At 37.2% G+C, this 6,595-nt stretch carries 2 protein-coding genes and 2 rRNA genes (1 of these 4 cut by a window edge); 3 read left to right on the top strand and 1 reads right to left on the bottom strand.

Going from position 1 to position 6,595, the window contains the following annotated elements:
- A 23S ribosomal RNA gene (locus ROY99_15235) occupies positions 1–2,437 on the top strand (it extends 570 nt beyond the left edge of the window).
- Between the two features lie 71 nt (positions 2,438–2,508).
- A 5S ribosomal RNA gene (gene rrf, locus ROY99_15230) occupies positions 2,509–2,625 on the top strand.
- Positions 2,626–2,791: 166 nt separating this feature from the next.
- Here the strand turns inward: rrf and ROY99_15225 are convergent.
- Complete coding sequence (locus ROY99_15225; protein ID MDT3697730.1) at positions 2,792–4,987, bottom strand: helix-turn-helix domain-containing protein; 2,196 nt, start codon at positions 4,985–4,987, stop codon at positions 2,792–2,794.
- Positions 4,988–5,491: 504 nt separating this feature from the next.
- On the opposite strand from ROY99_15225, the gene ROY99_15220 reads away from it, so the two are divergent.
- Positions 5,492–6,325, top strand: coding sequence for a c-type cytochrome (locus tag ROY99_15220; protein MDT3697729.1), 834 nt, complete (start codon positions 5,492–5,494; stop codon positions 6,323–6,325).
- Positions 6,326–6,595: the final 270 nt, after the last annotated feature.

The raw sequence follows: 6,595 nt of genomic DNA, 5'->3' as shown, positions 1-6,595 counted from the left end.
CTCCTATTAGGAGAGTGAAATAGTACCTGAAACCATATGCTTACAAGCAGTTGGAGTCTCGATTTATCGGGATGACAGCGTGCCTTTTGGATAATGAGCCTACGAGTTACTCGTACATTGCAAGGTTAAGTTTTTTAGAAACGAAGCCGAAGCGAAAGCAAGTCCTAATCGGGCGATTAAAGTAATGTGCGGTAGACGCGAAACCGGGTGATCTACCCTTGTCCAGGATGAAGTGAGGGTAAAACCTCATGGAGGTCCGAACTAGTGTGGGTTGAAAACCGCTTGGATGAGATGAGGGTAGGAGTGAAAGGCCAACCAAACTCGGAAATAGCTCGTATTCCCCGAAATAGCTTTAGGGCTAGCCTCGAACAAAAGTGTAATGGAGGTAGAGCACTGATTGGGCTAGGGCCGTCACAACGGTACCAAACCTAGACAAACTCCGAATTCCATATACATGTTCTTCGGGAGTCAGGCTGCGAGGGATAAGCTTCGTAGCCAAAAGGGAAACAACCCAAACCATCAACTAAGGCCCCCAAATGATAGTTAACAGAGAAAGGATGTTTAGTTGCCTAGACAACTAGGATGTTGGCTTAGAAGCAGCCATTCATTTAAAGAGTGCGTAATAGCTCACTAGTCAAGCGACTTAGCGTCGACAATACTCGGGACTAAAACTATCTGCCGAAGTTATGGACTTCGACATTGTCGGAGTGGTAGGGGAACATTTTATGTGCACTGAAGGTGTGGTGTGAGCCATGCTGGAGCGCATAGAAGAGAAAATGTAGGCATAAGTAACGATAAGATCGATGAAAAATCGATCCACCGAAAATCTAAGGTTTCCTGAGCAATGTTAGTCATCTCAGGGTTAGTCGAACCCTAAGCCGAGGCTGAAAGGCGTAGGTGATGGAAAACAGGTTAATATTCCTGTACCTGGTAAAAATCGTTTGACTGTAAGGAGGGACGCAGGAGTGAAGGTTAGCCACCTGGTGGATTAGGTGGTCTAAGTAAGTAGGCTGAAAGTGTAGGCAAATCCGCACTTTCTTAAGGCCGAGATACGAACGGGATGGCTTTGCCAACAAACTAACCGTAATCATACTGCCGAGAAAATCTTCGTACAGAAGAGTTTTATCAGTTCGTACCGCAAACCGACACAGGTAGATGGGAAGAGTATTCTAAGGTGCTCGAGTGAGCCGTGGTTAAGGAACTCGGCAAATTAACCCCGTAACTTCGGGAAAAGGGGTGCCTTTAGTAAGTGAAATTATTTCTAACGTAGCTGAAAGAGGCCGCAGTGAAATGGCCCAAGCGACTGTTTAACAAAAACATATGTCTCTGCGAAGTCAATCAAGACGATGTATAGGGACTGACACCTGCCCGGTGCTGGAAGGTTAAGAGGAGTGGTCAGCGCAAGCGAAGCTATGAATCGAAGCCCCAGTAAACGGCGGCCGTAACTATAACGGTCCTAAGGTAGCGAAATTCCTTGTCGGGTAAGTTCCGACCTGCACGAATGGTGTAACGATTTGGGTACTGTCTCAACCACGGGCTCGGTGAAATTGTGGTACCGGTGAAGACGCCGGTTACCCGCATATGGACGGAAAGACCCCGTGCACCTTTACTGCACCCTAATATTGGGTTCGGGTAAAGCATGTGTAGAATAGGTGGGAGGCTTTGAAGCCGGAGCGCTAGCTTCGGTGGAGCCAACTGTGAAATACCACCCTTGTTTTATTTGGATTCTAACCTCAGCCCTTGAATCAGGGTTAGGGACAGTGTTAGGCGGGTAGTTTGACTGGGGCGGTCGCCTCCTAAAATGTAACGGAGGCTCTCAATGGTTCCCTCAGCATGGTTGGTAATCATGCGGCGAGTGTAAAGGCAAAAGGGAGCTTGACTGCGAGACTTACAAGTCGAGCAGGTGCGAAAGCAGGACTTAGTGATCCGACGGCTGCGAGTGGAAGTGCCGTCGCTCAAAGGATAAAAGGTACGCCGGGGATAACAGGCTGATCTTACCCAAGAGTTCATATCGACGGTAAGGTTTGGCACCTCGATGTCGGCTCATCGCATCCTGGGGCTGAAGAAGGTCCCAAGGGTTTGGCTGTTCGCCAATTAAAGCGGTACGTGAGCTGGGTTCAGAACGTCGTGAGACAGTTCGGTCCCTATCCTATGCGGGCGCAGGATACTTGAGAAGGGTCGCTTCTAGTACGAGAGGGCCGAAGTGAACGTATCTCTAGTGCACCAATTGTCACGCCAGTGGCATAGTTGGGTAGCTATATACGGTAGTGATAAGCGCTGAAAGCATCTAAGCGCGAAGCATGCTTCAAGATTAGGTATCCCTCCTGATTTATCAGGACTAAAGACTCCTCGGAGATGACGAGGTTGATAGGCTATAGGTGTAAGTGCAGTAATGTATTTAGCCGAGTAGTACTAATAGGTCGTGAGGCTTATCCATTTAAATTTATAAATACAGTTAGATTTCTCTCTTACAGGCTCACTCTTTCAAATTTTTTTTTGAGTTTAAATTTTGGTGGTTATAGCCTGGGTGTTACACCTCTTCCCATCCCGAACAGAGAAGTTAAGCCCCAGAACGCCGATGGTACTGCATGCGCAGGTGTGTGGGAGAGTAGGTCACTGCCAGATTTATTTTGATCCCGATCTTTGATCGGGATTTTTTTTTTTTTTGCTGTTATGGTCTTCCCATCCTTAAAATGAAATTTGTTTACCTTAAAATAATATTCAACTTGCTGTTATTATTTGTTTAATTACTGTGCTTGAATTTTTGAACAATGAAATTTCAGTTGTCAAATTACTTACTCATTTTATCTAACCAAGCCATTACTATCTTCAATTTTCCATAGCTTATATTTTGCGGAACAGTTTCTTTAATACTGCTTAAACCAACATCTTTAAGATTCTTAGGAAAATATTCTGCAATCATTTTTGCTTCGCTAATTGACATTACTTCATCAATATCAATTAGTCCCTGCTTAATTGCTTGAGCAAAATGACCTTCAATTGTACTGATAACAAGATTCCGTTCTGCAGCAATTTGGTCCGCACTTTTACCTTCTTTAAACAGTTTAACTGTTTCCTTTACTGTATCTGTTTTTGATGATTTATCTTTTGTATAGGAACTTTTAATAGTTGAATCTAATTCAAATGACGGCAATCTTAAACTGTTCTTATTCATTAAATAATTCTTTAACATAAATCCGTTTTTGCAACAGTGAAGATTGGTCAGAGTTTCTGATAGAATTAAATTAATCTCAAAAAGGAGTTTGTCAGCCTTACTCGAAACTTTCTTTGTATGTACCCTCAAAGGATGATTAATAAATGATTTTTTCCAAGCTTCAATTTCATTATAGAAGTAATATGCAGCTTCCTTAATCCTTTTTTGTATTTGATTGTTGTTCTCAATATCAGAACCAATAGCACCCAGATGGACTAAACTCATCATAAATTTTTCTGATGTTTCATTAAGCTGCTTCTGTCTGAAGATCAATTCCTCAAGCCAAGATAATGATTCAGCAGAGAGATCAGATATATTTTCTTCAAAGAATGCTTTTAAATCTTTCAATGAGTTATACAATTTTTGACTGTCGAAAATATTTTTTAATTCCCTGAGAATATAATTTTGCCGCGCTTCTATAAATTGCATCTGTAAGTTTATATCTTTGTTCCTGATAAACCATTCATTCAATTCTTTGTGCGAAATAATTGAGTTTCTTCGAACAGGACTTGAAAGAACAAGCCCATTCAGTGAAGTGCATCTGCTAAGTGCAACATAAACCTGTCCGGCAGCAAAAGCTCTTTCCGCATTTATAATTACTCTATCGAAAGTCAAACCCTGACTTTTATGAATAGTAATTGCCCAGGCAAGTCTTAAAGGATATTGAATGAAGCTTCCAAGAACTTCTTCTTTTATTTTATGGGTTTCAGGATCAACTTTAAACCTGATGTTCTGCCATTCAGATTTTTTAACTATGATTTCAAGTTGATCATCTCTACAAAAGACTTTTATAAAATCCCAATCAAGTTCGGTAACCATCCCGATTTTTCCGTTAAAATATTGTTTTGCTTCTGTATCATTTTTAAGAAATATTACCTGTGCACCTTTTTTCAGGATTAATTCTTTTTCAGCGGGCAGAATGTTTTCCGGGAATTCATCTATTATTTCAGCACTAAAGATATACTCAGGTGAAGGAAGATTTTTTAGTTTGGTTTTGTTTATTTCATCAGCTTGGTAGTTATGAGTAGTTAGTGAAATGTATCCCTCACTATCTGAAGGTGTAAAATTTCTTAATAATCTTGAGTTTAACAGATTATAATTTTCTTCTGTTAATTCATTGTTCCTTATTTCACCCAGTATTTCAATAAACTTGTTATCTTTTTGACGATAAATATTTTTCAATTCAATTATAACAGGAATGTTTTCACTCAGTACGATGCTATCGAAGAAAAAAATTGATGAATAATAATCACTCAGAATTTCCCAATCCTCATTTTTTACCACTGGAGGAAGCTGATTGAGATCACCAATAAATAAAATTTGTACTCCACCAAATGCTTCTTCAGGTTTACGCTTTACATAACGTAAAATAATATCAATTGCATCAACTATGTACGAAGCGAGCATGCTTGCCTCATCAATTATAAGGAGTTCAATACTTCTGAGTAGATTTAATTTTTCTTTACTATAGTGAATTCTTGAAAGAAGAGGATGATCCTTAAATAAATCTTTAGAAGGATTAACAGTATTTGTATATGGTAGTATTATTCCTAACGGAAGCTGAAATAAAGAATGAAGTGTAACACCTGCGGCATTTACTGCCGCAACTCCGGTTGGTGCAGCAACTAACATCTTTTTTGTTGAATTCTTTTGAACATATTTCAGGAAGGTCGTTTTTCCTGTTCCGGCTTTGCCCGTAAGAAAAATGTTTAAATTTGTTTCAGTAACAAAACGATATGCCAGATCAAATTCTTCAGTGTGGTCTATTTTCATTTTAAAATTATTTTACCTTTGAACATTAAAATATGGTTAATGCTCATCTGTCCAAAATAATTTTATTCAAAATGATATAATCAGATCATCAGCTACCTGAATGAATAGCCTCGTTAAGTCTTTATAAAAATATTTTAAATAATTGTACTTCTTCACTTTGAAAAAAGTAAAATCAATTATTTGAATTTTTCTTATTTGAGAATAAAATATGATAACTATACTGCTTCTTACTTTATTCTGATTTTAACCAGACAGTATTCGGTCGTTAATCAATTTGCACAATAGCTGACTACAAATTATTCATTTTCATTTAGTTACTTGACTATGATTAGCATTTAATCTTTAAGTTAATTTAAATATAATTTCTTATTCATTAGATATTACCTGCATCACTTTTACTTAAAATACATGAGAATAAATTTTTAATACTTTTGGGTTATTTGTAATTTCAAATACTAATCGTAATTACTTTTAAGGAAAAATTTTAATGGATTTAGGATTTTTATGAAAAGAAAATTATCTGTCTTTAATTTAATGTTTCTGTCAATTCTATTTGGCTTTCAGGAAGCTTACGCAACAACAGGATCTGATTTTCCTCCTTCATATTATGATGTTATTGCAATATTCCTTATTGCTGTTATTCTTATAAGTTTTATTGCGTTAATTTATTATGAAGGGAAAGAATCTAAGATACAAAAAGGAGAGTCGTTTGAAAACCAAAGTTCTGTTAGGAATCAGCATGAAAAGTATAATATTAAAACAACCTCTGAAATTTTAATAAATGAACATTTACTAGTAGACAAAAGTATTGATGCAAAAAAGTTGGTTAATAATGTCCCATCTTGGTTTATGTGGTTGTTTTATACTACAATATTTGCGGTAATCGCTTTCTTAATTAATTATCATATTCTAAACATGAATCAGCTTCAAACCGGAAAGAATCAAACTGAAGTTAAGCAGGCTGGAACTGGTAATGGATTATTTGAAACATCAAGTGAACAATTAGATGAAGTTACTGTTACTTTATTAACTGATCCTTCATCATTGAATTTTGGAAAGCAGATTTTTGATGCAAATTGTGCTGCTTGCCATAGTAATGATGGCGGAGGATTAGTTGGACCTAATCTAACTGATGATTATTGGATTCATGGCGGTGGAATAAAAAATGTATTTTCTGTTACTAAATACGGGGTTCCTGAAAAAGGAATGATTTCCTGGCGAAGTATATTAAGTCCAAAACAAATTCAGGAAGTTGCCAGTTATGTTATTTCAATGCATGGAAAAACAACTGCTAATCCAAAACAGCCTGAAGGAGACCTCTGGAAAGATTCGGAATAAATACGATTAAAGTTCGCAAAAGCATTTCAACTTTTCTACAGCATTGTAACTATCATTTGAAATATTTGAATGATCTTTAATTGCATCTGGTAAATGCTTTATTCATTTATCTGCTCCATTTATGTACTATGTTATATGAAAATCATTTGCAGTTAAATCTGATTAAGTAATATTCAATCCGCATTAAATTATTAGTTACAGAGTATCGGTTCGTTTATTTCTTACCTTACGAGTAATTCTTTTTATATTTGTCTAAACACTTTGATTTAT

This window comes from Ignavibacterium sp. (genome assembly GCA_032027145.1).
Classification (GTDB): Bacteria; Bacteroidota; Ignavibacteria; order Ignavibacteriales; family Ignavibacteriaceae; genus IGN3.
This window is presented reverse-complemented; position numbering and strand designations above follow the sequence as displayed.

Excerpts from the sequence above, each read along its gene's own strand:
- ROY99_15225 (MDT3697730.1), bottom strand. The coding sequence starts at position 4,987 with ATGAAAATAGACCACACTGAAGAATTTGATCTGGCATATCGTTTTGTT.
- ROY99_15220 (MDT3697729.1), top strand. The coding sequence starts at position 5,492 with ATGAAAAGAAAATTATCTGTCTTTAATTTAATGTTTCTGTCAATTCTA.